Origin of the sequence: Streptomyces sp. NBC_00005 (genome assembly GCF_045160215.1) — a bacterium.
Lineage (GTDB): Bacteria > Actinomycetota > Actinomycetes > Streptomycetales > Streptomycetaceae > Streptomyces.
In genome coordinates this window covers 5697107-5715823 of sequence record NZ_CP108316.1, presented here as the reverse complement: position 1 = coordinate 5715823, position 18717 = coordinate 5697107, and the positions used below count along the sequence as shown (strand labels likewise).

Sequence of the window (18717 nt, the reverse complement as noted above, 5' to 3'; positions counted from 1 at the left end):
AATAGCCGATACTTTGCCCATTAACTGGCGGACAGTCGACATCTCCGCATCTCCAGGACGTCGTGGCACGTCATCGCAGATTGAGATGTCGCACGAAGGGACCGATATTCGTGGCGCAGAAGGTCGTGGTCACTCTCTTTGACGACATCGACGGCTCGGAAGCGGCGGAAACGATCGCCTTCGGACTCGACGGCAAGTCGTACGAGATCGACCTGAATCAAGCCAATGCCAAGAACCTCCGCAAGGCGCTCGCGCCCTACGTGGAGGCCGGCCGCAAGCGGTCGAAGTCGGGCAAGACGTACCGGCAGACGGAGGTCGCCCCCGACCCGGCGGCCGTCCGCGCCTGGGCCCAGGCCAACAAGATGGACGTCCCGGCCCGTGGCCGTATCCCCAAGAAGGTCTACGAGGCGTTCAGCGCAGCGCAGTAGGCGCCCTCGGGCCCGCCTCGGCCGACGACCGGTCAGCCGCCCCTCGGCAGAACCGACTTGCGTTGCACCCCACCTGGTCAGCTAGAGTCTGGAGCACGCCGCGGGGCGAGGCCGAAAGGCCCAGCTCACGGAGTACATGCGGGTGTAGTTCAGTAGTAGAACATCCCCCTTCCAGGGGGAAGGCGCAGTGTGCAATTCCTGTCACCCGCTCTGCACCACCAGTCCTGGCCACTGTTGTGGATCAGGTAGGCTGGTGCTCGCGCCGATCGGTGGGAGCCGGTCGGAGGCAATGCGGACGTAGCTCAGTTGGTAGAGCGCAACCTTGCCAAGGTTGAGGTCGCGAGTTCGAGCCTCGTCGTCCGCTCAGATTGAAGGCCCCAGTCTTATGACTGGGGCCTTCGTCGTGTTCGGTGTTCTTCGGTGTTCGGCATGAGCCCCTCTGACATTTGTCATGTCGAGTGATGACAGCGCGCACTGCTGCCGGGTCCCGGTCGCCGGGACGCTGAAGTCATGGACACCAACGAACACGAACACGTGATTGAGGTCACTGACCTGCGGCGTGTGTACGGGGGCGGGTTCGAGGCGGTGCGCGGAATCACTTTCTCCGTGGGCCGCGGCGAGATCTTCGCGCTGCTCGGCACCAACGGCGCCGGCAAGACGTCGACGGTCGAGCTGCTGGAGGGGCTCGCGCCGCCGGCCGGGGGGCGGGTGCGGGTGCTCGGGCACGATCCGTACGAGGAGCGGGCCGCCGTACGGCCCCGTACCGGAGTCATGCTGCAGGAGGGCGGCTTTCCGTCCGAGCTGACCGTCGCCGAGACCGCGCGGATGTGGGCGGGCTGCGTGAGCGGGGCGCGGCCGGAGCACGAGGCGCTGGCGCTCGTCGGGCTGACGGGGAAGGCCGACGTACGGGTCAAGCAGTTGTCCGGAGGTGAGCGACGGCGCCTGGACCTGGCGCTCGCGCTGCTCGGCGAGCCTGAGGTGCTGTTCCTGGACGAGCCCACGACCGGGCTCGACGCCGAAGGGCGCCGGGACACCTGGGAGTTGGTGCGGGCGCTGCGCGACACGGGGACCACGGTGCTGCTCACCACGCACTACCTGGAGGAGGCGGAGGGCCTCGCGGACCGGCTCGCGATCCTGCACGACGGGCGCATCGCGGCGACCGGGACGCCGGCCGAGGTGACCGCCGGCCGGCCCTCGCGGATCTCCTTCCGGCTGCCCGACGGCTACTTCCTCGGGGACCTGCCGCCGCTCGGTGAGCTGGGGGTGTGCGGGCACGAGGTGGACGGGAACGTCGTACTGCTGCGGACGCGGGAGTTGCAGCGGACGGCCACCGGGCTGCTGGTGTGGGCCGAGCGGGCGCGGGTGGAGCTGCGGGGGCTCGACGTGCGGTCGGCCTCGCTGGAGGAGACGTTCCTGGGGATCGCACGGGAGCAGGAGGTGGCGGTATGAGTGCCCTCGTCCTCGCTCCGGTCAGCCGGCGGCTGCGTGCCCTGGCCCGGGCGGAACTCACCCTGCTCGGGCGCAACCGGAGCGCGGTGATCACGGCGCTGCTCATGCCGCTCGCGCTGCCGTTCAGCGTGCGGCCCGCCCTCGACCAGATGGATCTCGAGGACACCGGCCTGAACCTCGGCACGGTGATGCTGACGGCGGCGATCGGCTTCTCCTTCCTGTTCTGCGTGTACACGTCCCTGGTGAGCGCCTTCGTCGCCCGCCGCGAGGAACTCGTCCTCAAAAGGCTGCGGACCGGCGAACTCGGCGACCCCGAGATCCTCGCCGGCACCGCACTGCCCGCCGTGTGCCTCGGCCTCGCCCAGGCTCTGGTGCTGTCGGCCGGCTGCGTGCTGCTCGTCGACGCGGGCGCGCCGCGGGCGCCGTATCTGACCGTGCTCGGGGTCCTGTTGGGCCTGGTGCTGTGCGCCGCGCTCGCCGCGATCACCGCGTCCTTCACCAGGACCGTGGAGAGTGCCCAGGTCACCGCGTTGCCCTTGGTGCTCGTGTCCATGGTCGGCTCGGGCATCGCGATCCCCGTCGAGGTCCTGCCCGACCGGTTCGCCTCCGTCTGCGAACTCCTCCCGCTCTCCCCCGCGATCCGGCTCGTCAGCGGCGGCTGGAGCGGCCACCTGAGTGCGTACGAGGCGCTGGGTGCGGTGGCGACCACCCTGGCCTGGACCGTGCTCGCGGTGTTTGCTGTTCGACGGTGGTTCCGGTGGGAGCCGCGGCGGTGACGTACGGGGGACGAACATGAGCCGGACCGACAGCGGCCGGGCGCGTGGCTGGTGGCGGCGCAAGAGCACGCCGGCGAAGGTCGAGACGTACACGCGCTGGTCGTTCCACTTCTTCGGGGTGACCGAGGTCCTGGGGATCGGGCTGCCGGCCGTCGGGGCGCTCGGGCCCGGGCTCGGCGGAGTGCTGCTGGGTCTGGTGGTGGTGCACGCCGTGGCGTGCATGGTGACGGTGTCCCGGGCGCTGGACTGGACGCGGGGGCGGCGCGCGCAGCCCGTGCGGCTGCTGTGGGCGCTCGGCGCCCTCACCGCCGTGATCGCCGTGACGTCGATGGGGATCGCGCAGCACGGACCGGACGGCGACGGCGTGGACGCCACGGCGGGCGGGGTCTTCGGGGTCGTCCTGGTCGTGGCGGCCGGGGTCATCTCGCTCGGCGTGCGCGAACGGCGGCGTGTGTGCGCGATCGTGGGCGGCTTCGCGATCGGCGCGGGGGTCGTGTCGTTCCCGCTGGGCGCCCCTGGGCCCGCCGCCCTGCTCACCACGCTCGGCGTGCTCCTCGGTGCCGGATTCCTCGCCTTCACCGCGGCCTTCTCCGTCTGGCTGCTCAACGCCGTCTACGAACTCGACGAGGCCCGCGACACCCGCGCCCGCCTCGCCGTCGCCGAGGAACGGCTGCGGTTCGGGCGGGACATGCACGACGTGATGGGGCGCAACCTGGCCGTCATCGCGCTGAAGAGCGAGCTCGCCGTGCAGCTGGCGCGGCGCGGACGGCCCGAGGCGGTGGAGCAGATGGTCGAGGTGCAGCGGATCGCGCAGGAGTCGCAGCGGGAGGTGCGGGAGGTCGTACGGGGATATCGGGAGGCCGACCTCGGGGTCGAACTCGCCGGGGCGCAGGGGGTGTTGAGCGCGGCCGGGATCCGCTGCGAGGTGAGCGGGGAGGCTGCCGGGCTGGACGTCGAGGTGCAGTCGGCGTTGGGGTGGGTGGTGCGGGAGGCGACGACGAATGTGCTGCGCCACGGGGACGCTGTGCAATGTGACATATCACTGAGGGTCGACGAGGAGCGTGTGGTGCTGACCGTGGAGAACGACGGCGCGTCGGACGCCCCGGGTACCGGCGGGTCCGGGCTGGCCGGGCTGCGGGAGCGGCTGTCGGCGGTGGGCGGGACCCTGGAGGCGGGCCCCGTCGGCCAGGACGCGTTCCGGGTGACGGCCGCGGTGTCCCTGCGCGTGGGAGAGGTCACGGCATGACGGCTCCGGTACGCCTGCTGCTCGCCGACGACGAGCACCTGATCCGGGGCGCGCTCGCCGCGCTGCTCGCGCTGGAGGACGACCTCGTGGTCGTGGCCCAGGCGGCTTCCGGTCCCGAGGCACTGGCGATGGCGATGGCGCACCAGCCGGACGTGGCCGTGCTCGATCTGCAGATGCCGGGGGCCGACGGTGTGAAGGTCGCCACATCCCTGCGGTCCGAACTGCCCGGCTGCCGGGTACTGATCGTCACCAGCCACGGACGGCCCGGGCATCTGAAGCGGGCGCTCGCGGCGGGTGTGCGCGGGTTCGTCCCGAAGACGGTCAGCGCGCAGCGGCTCGCGGAGATCATCCGCACGGTGCATGCCGGGAACCGGTACGTCGACCCCGAGTTGGCCGCCGACGCGATCGCCTCCGGGGACTCGCCGCTCACCGCGCGGGAGGCCGAGGTGCTGGAACTCGCCGCCGACGGCGCGCCCGTCGCGGAGATCGCCGAGCGGGCCGCACTGTCGCAGGGGACCGTACGGAACTACCTGTCGTCGGCCGTCTCGAAGCTCGGGGCGGAGAACCGTCACGCGGCGGTGCGGCTCGCACGCGAGCGGGGTTGGGTATAGTTGGCGTCGCGCCACGGCGCACTGCGGACGTAGCTCAGTTGGTAGAGCGCAACCTTGCCAAGGTTGAGGTCGCGAGTTCGAACCTCGTCGTCCGCTCTCTTCTCGAAGGCCCCGGTCGTCCGACCGGGGCCTTCGTCGTGCGTACGGTCAGCTCCAGCTCGTGCCCGTCAGGCGCTCGTACGCCTCCACGTACTTGCCCCGCGTCGCGTCCACGACCTCCTGGGGCAGCGGCGGCGGGGGCTGCTCGCTCCTGCGGTCCCAGCCGGAGGCCGGCGAGGTCAGCCAGTCGCGCACGAACTGCTTGTCGTACGACGGCTGCGCGCGGCCGGGCTGCCACTGGTCGGCCGGCCAGAAGCGGGAGGAGTCCGGGGTGAGGACCTCGTCCGCGATGACCAGCTGCTCCGCCTCGAAGCCGAACTCGAACTTGGTGTCCGCGAGGATGATCCCGCGGTCGCGGGCGATGTCGCGGGCCCGGGAGTAGACGGCGAGGGTCGCCTGGCGGAGCTGGGCGGCGGTGTCCGCGCCGACCTGGCGGGCCACCTCCTCGTAGGAGACGTTCTCGTCGTGCTCGCCGACCGCGGCCTTGGTGGCCGGGGTGAAGATCGGGGCCGGGAGTTCGCTGCCGTCGACCAGGCCCTCGGGGAGGGCGAGTCCGCAGACGGTGCGGGACTCGTCGTACTCGACCAGGCCGGAGCCAGTGAGGTAGCCGCGGGCGACGCACTCGACCGGGACCATCTGGAGCGACTTGCAGACCGTGGTGCGGCCCGCCCAGTCGGCGGGGGCACCGGGGGGCAGTTCGGTGCTCAGGACATGGTGGGGGACCAGGTCGGCGAGCTGGTCGAACCACCACAGGGAGAGCTGGGTGAGGATGCGGCCCTTGTCGGGGATCTCGGTCGGCAGCACCCAGTCGTAGGCGGACATGCGGTCGCTGGCGACCATCACGAGGTCGCCGGCCTCGTTCTGGTACAGCTCGCGCACCTTGCCGGTGTGCAGGTGCACCAGGCCCGGAACCTGAATCGGCTCGGGCTTTTCTACGAATCCGGACACGGTTCCTCCCCGTGGTGATGACCAAGTGGGTCGATTCTCCCGTATGGCGGGGATCGGCCTTGGTGGGGGGTGGGCTTGAGCTGCGTGGATCTTGTGTGTGCACGAGAGCTCAGTCACGTTTGCAGATGCGGTCCAGCAGGTTTGCCGTGGCGCGCTGCACCCGTGTGTCGACGTGGCCCGGACGGTCCAGGCACGGGGACCAGGCGAACGTCCCGGACGCGAAGACCAGGGCCCCGGACGGGGCGCGGTACAGGGACGTCTCCTGGTGGCGGAGGGCGCCCTCGGCGTCGGCGTACGGGGAGTGGGCGAGCAGGATGCGGTCCTCGTGCTCGGGCAGCGGGGTGCGCGGGAAGTAGCGGTCCGCCTCGCCCGCGACCAGGCCGTCGATCTCGTCGCCCTCGTGGGCGCCCGTCGCCTCCCACAGCCAGTGGCCGGCGTTGCGGACGATCAGCGGGTGGGGGTCGGGGACCCGGCCCGCGTACTGGATGCCGACCAACTGCTGTTCAGGGCGGTCGACTTCGCGCCACAGCACGGGTTTGCCGGGGCCCCTGCGTTTGCGGCAGGTGAGCAGGCGGTCCGGGACGCCGGACGGGGACGGACCCAACTCCACCTGCCAGTACATGGTGTTGGCGGAGAGGAAGACGAGGGACGTGCCGTGTTCGCGGGCGAGCTCGACGGTGCGGCGCATGTTGGCCGACCAGTACTCGTCGTGTCCCGGGAAGACCAGGCCGCGGTAGCGGGTGGGGTCCACGTGGCCGGCGTGCAGGTCGCGGGCGTCGGCGTAGGCGAGGTCGTAGCCGTAGCGCTCGGCCCAGCGGATGAAGTCGTAGGCGTGGCCGACGTGGAGGGGGAGGCCCGCGCCGGCGTACGGGCGGTCGAAGGAGACCGTGGTCGCCGCGTCGGACTCGCCCAGCAGCCGGCCCTGTTCGTCCCAGGCGTGGTAGAGGCTCGCGCCCGTGCGGCCGTCCTCCGGGTAGAGGTTGTAGGCCTGCCAGGTGACGTCGGGCAGGAGCAGGAGCAGGTCCGCGGGGTGGTTGTCGCGGACCGTGAAGGGGATGTGGGAGCGGTAGCCGTCGGCTGTGGTGAGGACGGCTACATACGCCCCGATGCTCCAGTACGACGGGATCTGCAGCCGCCAGGACAGCCACCAGTGGTGGCAGGAGACCGTGCGGTCGGCGGCCAGCGGTGAGGGCTGGACGATGCCGGAGAGGCGGGGGCTGGTGGTGATCTTGGAGGCGCCGTCACCGCCGTAGTGGCCGATGCGGTAGACGTCGACGCTGAATTCCTGGGGCGGGTCGACCGTGATGTGGAAGTCGACGGCCTCGCCGGGGGCCACGGCGCCGGTGGAGATGAAGCCCTTGATCTGGCGACGAACGTCGTCCGCGGAGCGGGGGCCTCCGCCGGCGCGCGGGGCCGGGACGCGGGGGGTGGGGGTGTTCGGGGTGCCGCCCGCGGACGGCTGCTGGGGGGCGTCCACGTACCAGGGGACCACCTGGCCGGTGTCGTCGAAGTACGTCTCGCTCCCGCGGAGCCAGGGGACGGGGCCCTGACCGAAGGGGTCGGTCACGGCGTGCGCCAGCGCTCCGGATTCCCAGCGGCGGATCTGCTCCGACCCCATGGTGGCTCCCCTCCCTCGATCCCCCGTGGTCGCGTGTTGTGTGCCCGGCGTGTGCCGTAAGCCCTTGCCCTGTGCCCGATCGGTCCCAGCACATCACATTGCGCACGCATGCGGTCACTATTCGTTGCGAATTGGCCGAAAGTGGAATGTGGCGTTCCGCTACCGTCACACCAGCCGGACGGGCTTCTCGGGGCGTATGCCGGACTCGAGCAGCCAGGACCGCAGGGGTGCCGGATCTCCGTCTTCTACGAGGCTGAGGACCCGGGGGGTCAGATCCGTGGCCCGTTCGCCGTTGATGAGGAGGGACGGGCCGTCGAGCCAGTCAAGGCCTGGGGTTGCGCCTGCGGTGTCCATGGCGGCGCAGCAGACCATCGCGGTGACGTGGTCGGCGAGCAACTCACGGGCCGTGCGGGGAGGTTGGAGCGGGAAGAGGGGGAATGTGCCGTCGTCCCAGAGGGCGGTGTCGGGGGCGGTCGGCTCCGCGGGGGTGGCGGTGGCTTCCTCGCGGGCGAGCTCGGCGGTGAGGCCTGCGGCGAGGGCGGCTGAGCGTTCGTTCTCCGGCTCGGGGTCCGTTTCGGCCTCGGCTTCGCCTTCGGCCTCCGTGTTCCCACCCGCACCACCGGTGCTGCCTTCGTCGTCGGCTGCGGGTGGCCCCTGCGGGGCTTCCTCGCCGTCGGCGGCCGCGGGCTCGTCCAGCGTGGCGGCGGCCGGCTCGTCCGCCTCGGCGGCGGGCACCGGCTCGGGCAGGTCAGCGGCTGAGGGCGCAGGTGTCGCGGAGGACGCGGGCCGAGGTGCGCCGGACGCGGCGAGACCGGGTGCGTCAGGAGCTGCGGGCTCGGGGCCCGTGGCTGGCGGCGGAGTCGACAGGTGGTCGAGGATCCGGGAGAGGGTCGGGCCCTCGGGGGTGGGGGGCGCGGGGTCCGGGGTGCGGCTCACGCCCAGGGTGTCCAGGACCCGGTGGAGGCGGGCCGCGTCGGTGCGCCATTTGCGGTCCACGACCTCGTCCGGGTACTCCTCCCAGTTCACCGGGGCCCAGTCGGGGCCGGTCTCGGCCGGGCCGCCGTGAAAGAGGCGGGCGGCGAGGAGCGAGGCCGCCTCGTCCACCGTCCCGGGCTCTTCGAGCAGGTCGCAGGCGGGGCGCTCGCCCAGGCGGGAGGCGAAGCCCTCGGCCAGGCGGTCGCGGCGGGACAGTTCCGTGAGCGCGGCCACGACGCCCGCGTCCAGCCGGGAGGGCCAGCGGCCCATCCGCCAGGCGGGCAGCGCGACGCGGGTCAGCAGGCGGTCCCAGCCGGCGTAGGCCAGGCCCACCTGTTCCTGGGCGACGATCCGGAGGCCGTAATCCACAGCCTGTGCACGCTCGGAGGCCGCGGCCGCAACCCCTCGCTCCATCTGGGTCGCGTGCTCCCGGCAGCTGTTGAGCAGCAGCCGGGCCACCCGGCCGACCCCCGCGCACACCACACGGGTCAGGGGACAGCGGCCGGGCGTGGAGGCGACGGCCACCGCGGCGTCAAGGCCCCGTACGAAGCGGCGGGCCGCGGCTATGTCCGGGTGCGCGGAGGGGCCCGTACCGGCGATGACCGGGGCGAGGACCGCGCGCAGTTCGCCGACCCGCATCCACCACAGGAAGGGGGAGCCGATGACGAGGACCGGGGCGGCGGCGGTGCGGCGGTGCGGGGCGCGGGCGCCCGTTATCTCGTCGCGGCGGTGCTCCGACGGGGGCGGGCCGTGGGCCGGGTGGGTGCGGTCCTCCAGCCAGCTGTCGCAGTCCGGGGTGAGCGCTATCGCGGAGGGGGCCGGGACGTCGAGCCGGTCGGCGAGGTCGCGCACCATCCGGTACAGGTCCGGGGCCGACGCCTCGGCGATCGCGATCGTCGGGGTCACGGCGGGCCGGGCACGGGCCACGACCAGGGCTATGACGCCGGCGGCGAGCAGCACGAGCACGGCGACGGGGGTCACGGCCCAACGGGCCGCATGCCAGAACGACCCCACGAGATGGTCCGTGGAACCGCCGGCCAGCAGCACCACGGCGACGGCCGCGGGCAGCAGGGCCACGGCCAGCGCCCTGCTGCGGATGCGCAGCACGGCGAGGGCCCTCGAGCGCGCTGCCTGCGCGCCCACTTCCACACCCATACCGGTACCGGTCACGACCGGACCTCACCCCCTCCCCAGCTGTCTGGCTGCCCGGCTGTCCTGGTGTTGCTCACTCCCCCACTGTGGCACCCACCACCGACATCGCAATGCCGGTGGGCCAAGTGCCGGACCGCTTGCGCCGCACCCTAGTTGGGGCCCCGGCCCCCGTCAGCCGGATAGGGCATCGGTCACTCGATGGAATGGCTTTGGGGAGAGGTGGATGACGGAAAGCAAAGATCAGGCCCCGGATCCTGAGACGGATCCGGGGCCTGCGGGGTTCATCGGCGTCTGCGGATGAGGGTGCTCGGACGCCCGTACGTACGGGCACTTCGGCGGCCGCCTGTGACGCGGGGGAGGCGCGGTCGGTCAGGCGTCCTGGGCCGCCTTCGCCGCGATGTCCGTGCGGTGCTGGGAGCCGTCGAGGCGGATGCGGGAGACGGCCTGATACGCGCGGTCGCGGGCAGTGGTGAGGTCCTTGCCGGTCGCCGTGACGGACAGGACACGGCCGCCGGCGCTGACGACCGCGTCGCCTGCGTGCTTGGTGCCGGCGTGCAGGACGTAGGCGTGCGGGGCGTCCTGGGCGGCCACCTCGTCGAGGCCGGTGATCGGGTCGCCGGTGCGCGGGGTGCCGGGGTAGTTGTGCGAGGCGAGGACCACGGTGACCGCGGCGTCGTCGCTCCAGCGCAGGGGCTCCAGGTGGGCCAGCGTGCCGTTCGCGGCGCCGAGCAGGACGCCGGCCAGCGGGGTCTTCAGGCGGGCGAGGACCACCTGGGTCTCGGGGTCACCGAAGCGGGCGTTGAACTCGATGACCCGTACGCCGCGCGACGTGATCGCGAGACCGGCGTAGAGCAGGCCGGAGAAGGGGGTGCCGCGGCGGCGCATCTCGTCGACGGTGGGCTGGAGGACGGTCTGCAGGACCTCCTCCACCAGCTTCGGGTCGGCCCACGGGAGCGGGGAGTACGCGCCCATGCCGCCGGTGTTCGGGCCCTCGTCGCCGTCGAGTGCGCGCTTGAAGTCCTGGGCGGGCTGGAGCGGGACGACACTCTCGCCGTCCGTGATGGCGAAGAGCGAGACCTCGGGGCCGTCGAGGAACTCCTCGATGACCACGCGCTCGCAGGAGTTGGCGTGCGCCTTCGCCGCCTCGATGTCGTCTGTGACGACGACGCCCTTGCCGGCGGCGAGGCCGTCGTCCTTGACGACGTAGGGGGCACCGAAGGCGTCGAGTGCCTCGTCGACCTCGTCCGGCATGGTGCAGACGTACGAGCGTGCGGTGGGGACCCCCGCTCCCGCCATGACGTCCTTCGCGAAGGCCTTGGAGCCCTCGAGCTGCGCGGCCTCCTTGGAGGGGCCGAAGACCGGGATGCCCGCCTCGCGCACGGCGTCGGCGACCCCGGCGACGAGGGGTGCCTCCGGGCCTACGACCACGAGGCCGGCGCCGAGCTCCGTGGCGAGCGCGGACACGGCCTTGCCGTCCAGCGCGTCGACCTGGTGCAGCTCGGCGACCTCGGCGATGCCGGCGTTGCCGGGGGCGCAGTGCAGCGCGGTGACGTCGGGGTCGAGGGACAGGGAACGGCACAGGGCGTGTTCGCGGGCGCCGCTACCGATGACGAGGACCTTCACGGGGGTCAGCCTAACCGGCTTCGGGAGTGGTGCTTTGTGCGGGCTGCCGAGGGCAGGGGGGTCGGTGGGCTGTACGTTCCTCCGAACCCGGCCCCCGGTGGTGTCGCGGGCGCCCCCTGGGGGCTCCGCCCCCGGACCGCCGTATCGGCCTGAACGGCCTCGTCCTCAAACGCCGGACGGGCTGCAACACCCCTTACTCGTTCGAGAACTCCTCCATCACCGTCGCCCCCAGCTCGCGCACGATCAGTTCGTGGCCGGAGAGGGCCGACTCGTTGAGGTCGGGGTCGTCGTCCTCGGGGATGTCGTCCTCGGGGGAGACCGGGGGCGGGGGTTCCGGGGCCGTCGGCCGGGGCGCGGTGGTGGAGGGCGCCGGTGCTGACGGGGACGGTGACGTGGGTGCGGGTGAGGAAGGGGGCGGCGGGGATGCGGGGCGCTGCGTCGCCGTACCGCCTCCGTAGCCGCCGGCACCGCCGCCGCTGCCGTAGCCGCCCGGGGTGCCGCCTCCGCCGTAGCCGCCACTGGAGGGGGCGACGGGGGGTGGCGGGGCGGAGCCGCCAGACGGGTCGACGATCGCCTCGATCTTCCACTGCACGCTGAACTGCTCGGCCAGCGCCTGCCGCAGCACGTCCTCGCTGCCGCTGCTCGTGAAGTTGTCGCGGGCGCCCGCGTTGACGAAGCCCAGCTGGAGGGTTGTTCCGTCGAAGCCGGACACCTGCGCGTTCTGGCTGAGCAGGATCCAGGTGAAGCGGCGGCGGTTCTTGACCGCCTCCAGGATGTTCGGCCAGAGCACGCGGGGGTCGAGGCCGCCGCTCGGCGGAGCGTACGACGCGGCGGGTGCGGGCGGTGGCGCCTGGGGGGTGGGCGTGGGGGCCGGTGTTGGTGTCGATGCCGGTGCCGGTGCGCTGGGCGCGGCGGGGGGCTGGCCGGTGCCCGCGGGGGTCGCCGTGGGCCAGCCGCCGGGGCGTCGGCCGCCGCCGGCCGGGGCCGCGGTGGGCCAGGCGCCGGGGGCGGGAGCCGCTGGGGTGGGGGCGGACGGGGGTGTGGGCGGGGACGCGACCGGAGCGGCGGGCTCGGCGGGCGCGGGGGTCGGGGGCGGTGTGGGTGCTGCGGGTGCGGGCCCTTCGGCGGTTGGCGTGGCGGTGCCCGCTCCCGCGGGTGCGGGTGCCATCGGTCCGGACGGCGCCCCTGATGTCCGTACCGCAGCCCTGGCCGCGGCGGGTCCGCCCCCCGGCGGAACCGGCTCGGCGGCCGGACCGGGACCAGGGCCGGGACCAGGGCCGGGACCAGGGGCGGCTCCCGCATGCGCCTCGGGCCCGGGCACGTACCCCATCGCGGGCATGGCGCCGCCCGCGGAGAAGTTCACGCCCCGCTCCAGGCGGTCGAGACGGGCCATCATGGCGCGCTCGTCGCCGTAGGCCGCGGGCAGCAGGACGCGGGCGCAGATCAACTCGAGCTGGAGGCGGGGCGAGTTGGCGCCACGCATCTCGGTCAGGCCCTCGTTGACGAGGTCGGCGGCGCGGCTGAGCTCGGCGGCGCCGAAGGTGCCCGCCTGGGCCTGCATGCGCTCGACGACGTCGGCCGGGGCGTCGATGAGCCCCTTCTCCGCGGCGTCCGGCACGGCGGCGAGGATCACCAGGTCGCGCAGCCGCTCCAGCAGGTCGGCGACGAAGCGGCGCGGGTCGTTGCCACCCTCGATGATGCGGTCGACGACCTCGAAGGCGGCGGCCCCGTCACCGGTGGCGAAGGCCTCGACGACGGAGTCCAGGAGCGGACCGTCGGTGTACCCGAGGAGCGACGTGGCCATGGCATACGTCACACCGTCTTCCCGCGCTCCGGCGAGCAGCTGGTCCATGACGGACATGGAGTCACGCACGGAGCCCGCGCCCGAGCGCACGACCAGTGGAAGCACGCCCTCCTCGACCGCCATGTTCTCCCGCCCGCACACCTCGGCGAGGTATTCGCGCAGCGTCCCCGGAGGCACCAGCCGGAACGGATAGTGATGCGTACGCGACCGGATCGTCCCGATGACCTTCTCGGGCTCGGTGGTCGCGAAGATGAACTTGAGGTGCTCCGGCGGCTCCTCGACGACCTTCAGCAGCGCGTTGAAGCCGGCCGACGTGACCATGTGGGCCTCGTCGATGATGTAGATCTTGTACCGGCTGGCGGCGGGCCCGAAGAAGGCCTTCTCTCGCAGCTCACGCGCGTCGTCCACGCCACCGTGCGAAGCGGCGTCGATCTCGATGACGTCGATGGAACCCGGGCCGTTGCGCGCCAGGTCCTGGCAGGACTGGCACTCGCCGCAGGGCGTCGGCGTGGGCCCCTGCTCGCAGTTCAGGCACCGGGCCAGGATGCGCGCGCTGGTCGTCTTGCCGCACCCGCGCGGCCCGCTGAACAGGTACGCGTGATTGACCCGGTTGTTCCGCAGCGCCTGCTGCAGCGGGTCGGTTACATGCTCCTGCCCGATGACCTCGGCGAACGACTCCGGGCGATAGCGGCGGTACAGCGCGAGAGACGACACGCCTACGAGGTTATAGGCGCCCACTGACAACGCGGACCGCGCGGTTTTTTACCGGCGCCTCTGTATCTCTTACAGCCACTTCGAGCTGCTGCCGAGGGGCCTCGCGCTCCCGGTGATGCTGCCGGGCGGCGCGGCCGCCCAGGCCCTGCGCCGGTGAGACCCGATCCGCGCGGGCGCCCTCAGCACGAACTGGAACTGGATCGGCGGCCTGGCCCTGATCCCACTCGCGGCCTTGGTCACCTTCGGACTGACGCCACCGACGAGACTTCAACGGATCTTCCTCCGCGCGCACCGTCGCGATCTGTCCCCCGCGTCTGCACCGGCAGCACCCGGGCAAGACAAGACCCCCCACGCACCCGCCAGAGCCAACCTACCCTTGCTGCCTTCCGGCCCTGGGGGAGTTCAGTCAGATAGCGCCGCGTGAGGGGCTGAGCCCAAGCGTACCTGATCGCAGGGGGCCCGAACGAGTTCGCAACCACCCCCCCAGGTCATGTAATGTTCCCGGCGGAGGATTCGCCTAGTGGCCTAGGGCGCACGCTTGGAAAGCGTGTTGGGGGCAACCCCTCACGAGTTCGAATCTCGTATCCTCCGCCAGTGCCTCACCGGGCACGTTGTCGAAGGGCCCCACCGTTCGCGGTGGGGCCCTTCGACATGTGTGGTCTCAGTTGCCCGCCAGAGCGGAACGCGGGTGGGTTTCGTACATGCGGACAGCGACGATCAGCCCAGAGGCCCCGGAGTGGGAGCGCCAGGCCGCCGGCGCCGTCCACGCCGAGGTGCGCCAGTTCCTCGACCTCAGCGACCGCCACGCCTCCCGTCTCACCCGCGAGCAGAAGAGCCGCTCGCAACTGAACAGCTCGCGCCCGGTGTACGTCGACGTCGTGAACCCCGCTCTGCACCGGCCCGTGCCGCTGCTGGGCTCCACTCGTACCCACACGGCCTCAGTGGTGGAGGACCTTCTCCTTGGCCTGACGGAACTCCTCATCGGAGATGTCGCCCCGGGCCCGGACCTCCGAGAGCTTGGCGAGTTGGTCCGCCTCGCTGGCAGGGCCGGTGGTGCCGACGGTCTCGCGGATGTACCGGTCCGTCTCCTCCATCTTGGCCTGGGCGTGCTTCTGTTCACGCCTGCCCATGTCCTTGCCGCGGGCGATGACGTAGACGAAGACGCCCAGGAAGGGTAGGACGATCGTGAAGACCAGCCATCCGGTCTTGGCCCATCCGCTGAGGGAGTCGTCGCGGAAGATGTCGACGACGACGCGGAAGAGCAGGAAGATCCACATGATCCACAGGAAGATCCACATGACCGTCCAGAAGGCCCCCAGGACCGGGTAGTCGTAGGCCAGGTTCACATAGCTGCTCATTGCTCCTCCTGTTTGGTGTCGTCGGTGCTGAGGTCGCGGTGCGTGTGAGGGCGGGGGTCGCGGGTCCTCTTGCGGAAGCGCGGCGGGCGGCCCCGGCCGGGCCGTTCGCAACTGGTCCTCTCGACAGGAAGCTCAAGCCCGAAAGCGTCGCCGATGCTGCCGGCGGCCGGCTTCTCAGGCCGCTTCGGCCGGGACCCGTCCGGCCTGGATGGCGTCGACCAGGGCCTGGTGGTCTTTCTCGTTCTGGTCGGCATACAGCTCGGCGAACGTCACCAGCGCGCGGTCGAAGGCGTCGCCGCCGCCCAGGTAGGCGGCGATTGCGATCCTGTCGCCGGACCTGGCGTGGGCGCGAGCCAGGGTGGCGCCGCACAGCCGGCCGAACAGGGCCATCCTCTTCGGCGACATGTTCTCGGCCACGGCGATTCCCTTCCAGTCCCGCAACTGGCGTATGTAGAAGTCCCGTTGTTTGCCGTCCATGCCCGTGAGGCGTTCCCACCCCAGGAAGATGTCACTGGTGGCCTGCATGTGCCGCTGGCCGGCGACGACTCGCTCGCCCTGGGTGGCGAATGTGCTGCCGCCGACGTAAGGCGCCAGAACCGACTCGTCGGCTTCCTTGGCCTGGAGGAACAGGGGATCCTCGTCGTCCTTGCCGAGCAGCAGGATGATCCAGCAGCGGGTTCCCACACTGCCCACACCGACCACCTTGCGGGCCACGTCGGCGAAGCGATAGCTCTCCAGCAGGAACCGGCGGTCCGTCTCCAGGGTCTGGCCATAGCGCTCGATCAGACGGCTGAGCTCCTTCTCCAACTCGCCGCGTGCGGCGTCCGGCAGCAGATCCTGGAGCCGTACCAGCAGCGGCGGATCGGGAGCGATCAGACGCCTTCCGTCGATGACGTGCGTGAGCTTGTCGAAGACCTGCAGCGTGTCATGAGCACGGGCCCGATCCCGGGTCTTCTCCCAGCGATCGCGCACCCCGGCGCTCAGCAACGGGGCGAACTGCTGCTGCAACTCGTCGGCGTCGAAGCGGGTGTACCAGACCTCGAGATTGCCCAGCCCGGCGAAGCTCCGCATGCGCTCGCGGTAGGACTGCACCGCTGCCCGCACCACCGACGCCCGCTCCTTCCTGCTGAAGCCGTTCGCCCGGCCCGCGATGACGAAGCTGGCCGACAACCGTTTGACGTCCCATTCCCACGGTCCGGGCAGCGTCTCGTCGAAATCATTGATGTCGAACATCAGGCGGCGTTCCGGCGAGGCCAGCAACCGGAAGTTCAGCATGTGCGCGTCGCCGCAGCACTGCACCCTGAACCCGCTGCGCGGCGTCTCCGCGAGGTCGGCCGCCATGATGGAGGCGGCCCCACGGTAAAAGCGGAACGGCGCCTCGCTCATCCTGCCGTAGCGGATCGGCACGAGTTCCGGCACCCGCGTCGCGGACTGCTTTTCGATGATCTCCACCGGGTCCGTGCGCTTCGGCGGGGGTATGAACTCGGCGTGACTCGACCGGGGTGCGATGGTTCGGGCGGCCTTGCCGCGAGCGACCCGCTCCTGGGGAGTGAGGTGCCGCGTCTCGTCGCAGGAGAGGTGGTTGTGGGTCATTGCAGACGCTCCACGATCTGGTCGTCGGCGCGCAGCGCGTCGGTGCTTCGGCAGCCGCCGAGGTCGTGGGTCGTCCAGCATGACGTCGAGCGGAATGACGTCGAGTTCGGTGGCCGACCGGGTCGCCGCCGTAGCAGTTAGCGGATCGTGCCCCGTCCCCTGCCGCGCTGGGTGAAATAGGCATATTTACCTATTCACTTCAGTGTATCTTCGGGCGACGCTCCCAGCCATTTGGGCCAACGGGCTGCCAGGGTCTACCCGGCCGTATCCCGTACCCGCCGAGGCCGGGGCGGGGAGGCCATGAGCCGGCCGTTCACTTGCCGCCGTCCGATCGCGGCGGTGCCGTTCCCTCGGCGTCGACGGTGGCGCGGCCGGAGGCGGCGAGGAGTGCGAGCAGCGCGAGTACAACCAGCAGGATGATGACCAGCAGCAGGATGGTCAGAGCCGTGGGGTGGTTCCAGAGCGCGAAGACCAGGGCCACGATCAGCAGGGCGGCAAGGGCAACCCACCGGCGGTGGGCCTGGACCCAGGTCCCCACCCGGCCCGTGCGCACCTGGTGGGCGTATGCCCACACCGCCGTGGTGTCCGCGGCGCGCTCGGATGTGCCCCGGATGGCGCGCGGGAGTCTGCCGGGGCCGATCAGGTAGGCGCCCAGTGCGATCACCACGCCGAGCACGATGGCCGTGCGCAGGCTGACGCGCAGGAAGTGCAGCAGGGTGTCGAAGACGGCTGCCGCGGCGCTCTCCGACTGGACCTGGGGCGGGAGGTGGTCCAGGTAGTAGCGGCGGGCGATGACCAGGACGACGGCCACGATCAGGCAGGCGAAGGCCGCGCCGAGAGCCGTACGGGCCAGGGCCCGGCGGCGCCGGTGGGCCAACAGCACGCCGGCGGCGCCGATCACCACGACGATCACGGGAAACCAGTTCCCGATCACGTCCAGCAGATGGGCGCCCTTGCGGATCTTCTCCAGTTGGTCGGACTGGAAGAGCACCATCTGCTTGTCGACCTCGGGGATCTTGGCGGCGGGGGATACGCCGGCGTCCACGAGTGACTGTTTGACCTGGTCGACGGCTTCACCGACGTCGAGAGTGACCGTCCCGCCGTTCACGCCCACGGCGCCACTGCCTTCCCCGGTGAGCGCGTGCACGACCGCGGTGTGGGCCCTCCGATTGGCGTTCGTCCAGATCTTCTCGAATCGGTCGCTCTGCACGAAGCGGGTGGCCACCTTCTCGACGGTGTCGTTGACCGCGGAGTCGAACTGCGGGCCCAGCCCCTTCAGGGCCTGCGCGGCCTTCGGCGGCAGGCCCTGCGCCTGCAGCCAGGCCGCGATGTCCGAGGTGACCTGGTTGCCATTCACTCGTACGTCGGCGGCATGGGTGATGCGCTTGACCGCCGCGTCCTCGATCGCCGGATCCGAGGCCAGCGGTGAGACCGTTGCCACGTACCGGTCGGTGTCCAGCACGATGTCGCTCACCCAGACCGTGAGCAGGGCGACCGGCACGAGGATGCAGGTGAGCACGATGAGCACCGCAGAGACCGTTTTCCGTGCGATGCGTCCACCCGCGGAGCCACGCTGGTGTCCACCACCCGCCGCGTCAGTCGCCTCTCCCTTCGGGCCGTCATGGGGCTCGGACGGCTCGTGCGGACCGGTCATGGGCGCTCCAGGGCTCCAGGGTGGTTCTTGTCTTCATTCCCACCGCTTGGCACCGCGTCAGCACGCCCGGATGGACCGTATGGACGAGTGCGCTCACCTCCCGGGGGGGCCGTGGCGCCAGGGCCTGGGAGCGGAGGGCTGCCCGCTCAGCCGGTGAACGCGTCGCGCTTGACCACGCACAGCGCCCAGATGATGAACGCGTACAGCGCGATGAGGGTGATCGACCACACCGGGTAGTACGGGATGGACAGGAAACTGACGACCAGCAGCAGCCCGGCGATCCCCACCCCGGCGACCCTCGCCCACACGGCGGCCGAGAAGAGGCCGATGCTCACCAGGACGGCCACCACTCCGAGGGCCAGGTGGATCCAGCCCCAACTGGTCAGGTCGAACTTGAAGACGTAGTTCGGGGTGGTGACGAAGACGTCGTCCTCCGCGATGCCCATGATGCCCCGGAAGAGGGCGAGAACACCGGCGATGAAGAGCATCACGGCGGCGAACGTCACCAGTCCGCCGGCGGCCCCCTTGGACGTTTCCGATCGGTGGGGAGTAGCGGTTGTTGCCATGGCGCATCCCTCGATTCCTCTCGGGGCCACACGCTCGTAGCTCCTCTTCTCCACCCTGCGCCGTTCGAAGGGGCGGGGCCATTCGGGCGAGTGAGGCGGGACT

Annotated in this window: 14 protein-coding genes, 4 tRNA genes and 1 other RNA gene; 9 read left to right on the top strand and 10 right to left on the bottom strand. The window is 71.3% G+C overall.

From position 1 onward, the window contains the following. The first annotated feature begins 110 nt into the window (after positions 1–110). The 8 genes from OG303_RS26275 (at position 111) to OG303_RS26240 (ending at position 4606) form a co-directional block, all read left to right on the top strand. The gene (locus tag OG303_RS26275; protein WP_405871343.1) at positions 111–428 is read left to right on the top strand and encodes an Lsr2 family protein; all 318 of its coding nucleotides are present in this window, start codon (positions 111–113) and stop codon (positions 426–428) included. Positions 429–566: 138 nt separating this feature from the next. Further along, positions 567–638, top strand: a tRNA-Gly gene (locus tag OG303_RS26270). A gap of 81 nt (positions 639–719) precedes the next feature. Further along, positions 720–792, top strand: a tRNA-Gly gene (locus tag OG303_RS26265). Positions 793–938: 146 nt separating this feature from the next. Further along, positions 939–1877: an ABC transporter ATP-binding protein gene (locus OG303_RS26260; RefSeq protein WP_405871341.1), complete on the top strand. Its 939-nt coding sequence runs from the start codon at positions 939–941 to the stop codon at positions 1875–1877. Beyond that, the gene (locus OG303_RS26255; protein WP_405871339.1) at positions 1874–2653 is read left to right on the top strand and encodes an ABC transporter permease; all 780 of its coding nucleotides are present in this window, start codon (positions 1874–1876) and stop codon (positions 2651–2653) included. The genes OG303_RS26260 and OG303_RS26255 overlap by 4 nt, the downstream gene beginning before the upstream one ends. Positions 2654–2669: 16 nt before the next feature. Beyond that, the gene (locus OG303_RS26250) at positions 2670–3899 is read left to right on the top strand and encodes a sensor histidine kinase (protein ID WP_405871338.1); all 1230 of its coding nucleotides are present in this window, start codon (positions 2670–2672) and stop codon (positions 3897–3899) included. After that, a complete protein-coding gene (locus OG303_RS26245) occupies positions 3896–4510 on the top strand; it encodes a response regulator (protein WP_405871337.1) in 615 nt (204 codons plus the stop codon). Before OG303_RS26250 ends, OG303_RS26245 begins: the two co-directional genes overlap by 4 nt. A gap of 23 nt (positions 4511–4533) precedes the next feature. After that, positions 4534–4606 (top strand) — tRNA-Gly (locus OG303_RS26240). Positions 4607–4657: 51 nt separating this feature from the next. Here the strand turns inward: OG303_RS26240 and OG303_RS26235 are convergent. From OG303_RS26235 to ffs, 6 genes are all read right to left on the bottom strand, one after another. Next, positions 4658–5557 (bottom strand): phosphoribosylaminoimidazolesuccinocarboxamide synthase, encoded by a 900-nt coding sequence (locus tag OG303_RS26235; RefSeq protein ID WP_405871336.1) that lies wholly within the window; start codon positions 5555–5557, stop codon positions 4658–4660. Positions 5558–5666: 109 nt separating this feature from the next. After that, positions 5667–7175 carry a N,N-dimethylformamidase beta subunit family domain-containing protein gene (locus tag OG303_RS26230; protein WP_405871335.1) on the bottom strand — a complete coding sequence of 503 codons (1509 nt, stop codon included), beginning with the start codon at positions 7173–7175 and terminating at the stop codon, positions 5667–5669. Positions 7176–7340: 165 nt separating this feature from the next. After that, on the bottom strand, positions 7341–9305 hold the full coding sequence (locus tag OG303_RS26225) for a hypothetical protein (protein ID WP_405877482.1): 1965 nt from the start codon (positions 9303–9305) through the stop codon (positions 7341–7343). Positions 9306–9671: 366 nt separating this feature from the next. Continuing rightward, the gene (gene purD / locus OG303_RS26220; RefSeq protein WP_405871334.1) at positions 9672–10925 is read right to left on the bottom strand and encodes a phosphoribosylamine--glycine ligase; all 1254 of its coding nucleotides are present in this window, start codon (positions 10923–10925) and stop codon (positions 9672–9674) included. A gap of 193 nt (positions 10926–11118) precedes the next feature. Continuing rightward, positions 11119–13443, bottom strand: coding sequence for a DNA polymerase III subunit gamma and tau (locus OG303_RS26215; RefSeq protein ID WP_405871333.1), 2325 nt, complete (start codon positions 13441–13443; stop codon positions 11119–11121). A 336-nt stretch (positions 13444–13779) separates the two neighbouring features. Next, positions 13780–13876, bottom strand: an RNA gene (ffs, locus tag OG303_RS26210) — signal recognition particle sRNA small type. A gap of 73 nt (positions 13877–13949) precedes the next feature. Here ffs and OG303_RS26205 point away from each other — a divergent pair. Next, positions 13950–14037 (top strand) — tRNA-Ser (locus tag OG303_RS26205). A gap of 344 nt (positions 14038–14381) precedes the next feature. On the opposite strand, the gene OG303_RS26200 is transcribed toward OG303_RS26205, so the two are convergent. The 4 genes from OG303_RS26200 to OG303_RS26185 all read right to left on the bottom strand — a co-directional run bounded on the left by OG303_RS26200 (position 14382) and on the right by OG303_RS26185 (position 18614). Continuing rightward, on the bottom strand, positions 14382–14801 hold the full coding sequence (locus tag OG303_RS26200; RefSeq protein ID WP_405871332.1) for an SHOCT domain-containing protein: 420 nt from the start codon (positions 14799–14801) through the stop codon (positions 14382–14384). 174 nt (positions 14802–14975) lie between these two features. Continuing rightward, positions 14976–16394 carry a DUF2252 domain-containing protein gene (locus OG303_RS26195; RefSeq protein ID WP_405871331.1) on the bottom strand — a complete coding sequence of 473 codons (1419 nt, stop codon included), beginning with the start codon at positions 16392–16394 and terminating at the stop codon, positions 14976–14978. 313 nt (positions 16395–16707) lie between these two features. Next, positions 16708–17922 carry a hypothetical protein gene (locus tag OG303_RS26190; protein WP_405871330.1) on the bottom strand — a complete coding sequence of 405 codons (1215 nt, stop codon included), beginning with the start codon at positions 17920–17922 and terminating at the stop codon, positions 16708–16710. Between the two features lie 272 nt (positions 17923–18194). After that, positions 18195–18614, bottom strand: a complete 420-nt coding sequence (locus OG303_RS26185; RefSeq protein ID WP_405871329.1) for a hypothetical protein — start codon at positions 18612–18614, stop codon at positions 18195–18197. Positions 18615–18717: the final 103 nt, after the last annotated feature.

Excerpts from the sequence above, each read along its gene's own strand:
- OG303_RS26260 (WP_405871341.1), top strand. The coding sequence starts at position 939 with ATGGACACCAACGAACACGAACACGTGATTGAGGTCACTGACCTGCGG.
- OG303_RS26255 (WP_405871339.1), top strand. The coding sequence starts at position 1,874 with ATGAGTGCCCTCGTCCTCGCTCCGGTCAGCCGGCGGCTGCGTGCCCTG.
- OG303_RS26250 (WP_405871338.1), top strand. The coding sequence starts at position 2,670 with ATGAGCCGGACCGACAGCGGCCGGGCGCGTGGCTGGTGGCGGCGCAAG.
- OG303_RS26245 (WP_405871337.1), top strand. The coding sequence starts at position 3,896 with ATGACGGCTCCGGTACGCCTGCTGCTCGCCGACGACGAGCACCTGATC.
- OG303_RS26230 (WP_405871335.1), bottom strand. The coding sequence starts at position 7,175 with ATGGGGTCGGAGCAGATCCGCCGCTGGGAATCCGGAGCGCTGGCGCAC.
- OG303_RS26225 (WP_405877482.1), bottom strand. The coding sequence starts at position 9,305 with ATGGGTGTGGAAGTGGGCGCGCAGGCAGCGCGCTCGAGGGCCCTCGCC.
- OG303_RS26200 (WP_405871332.1), bottom strand. The coding sequence starts at position 14,801 with ATGAGCAGCTATGTGAACCTGGCCTACGACTACCCGGTCCTGGGGGCC.
- OG303_RS26195 (WP_405871331.1), bottom strand. The coding sequence starts at position 16,394 with ATGACCCACAACCACCTCTCCTGCGACGAGACGCGGCACCTCACTCCC.
- OG303_RS26185 (WP_405871329.1), bottom strand. The coding sequence starts at position 18,614 with ATGGCAACAACCGCTACTCCCCACCGATCGGAAACGTCCAAGGGGGCC.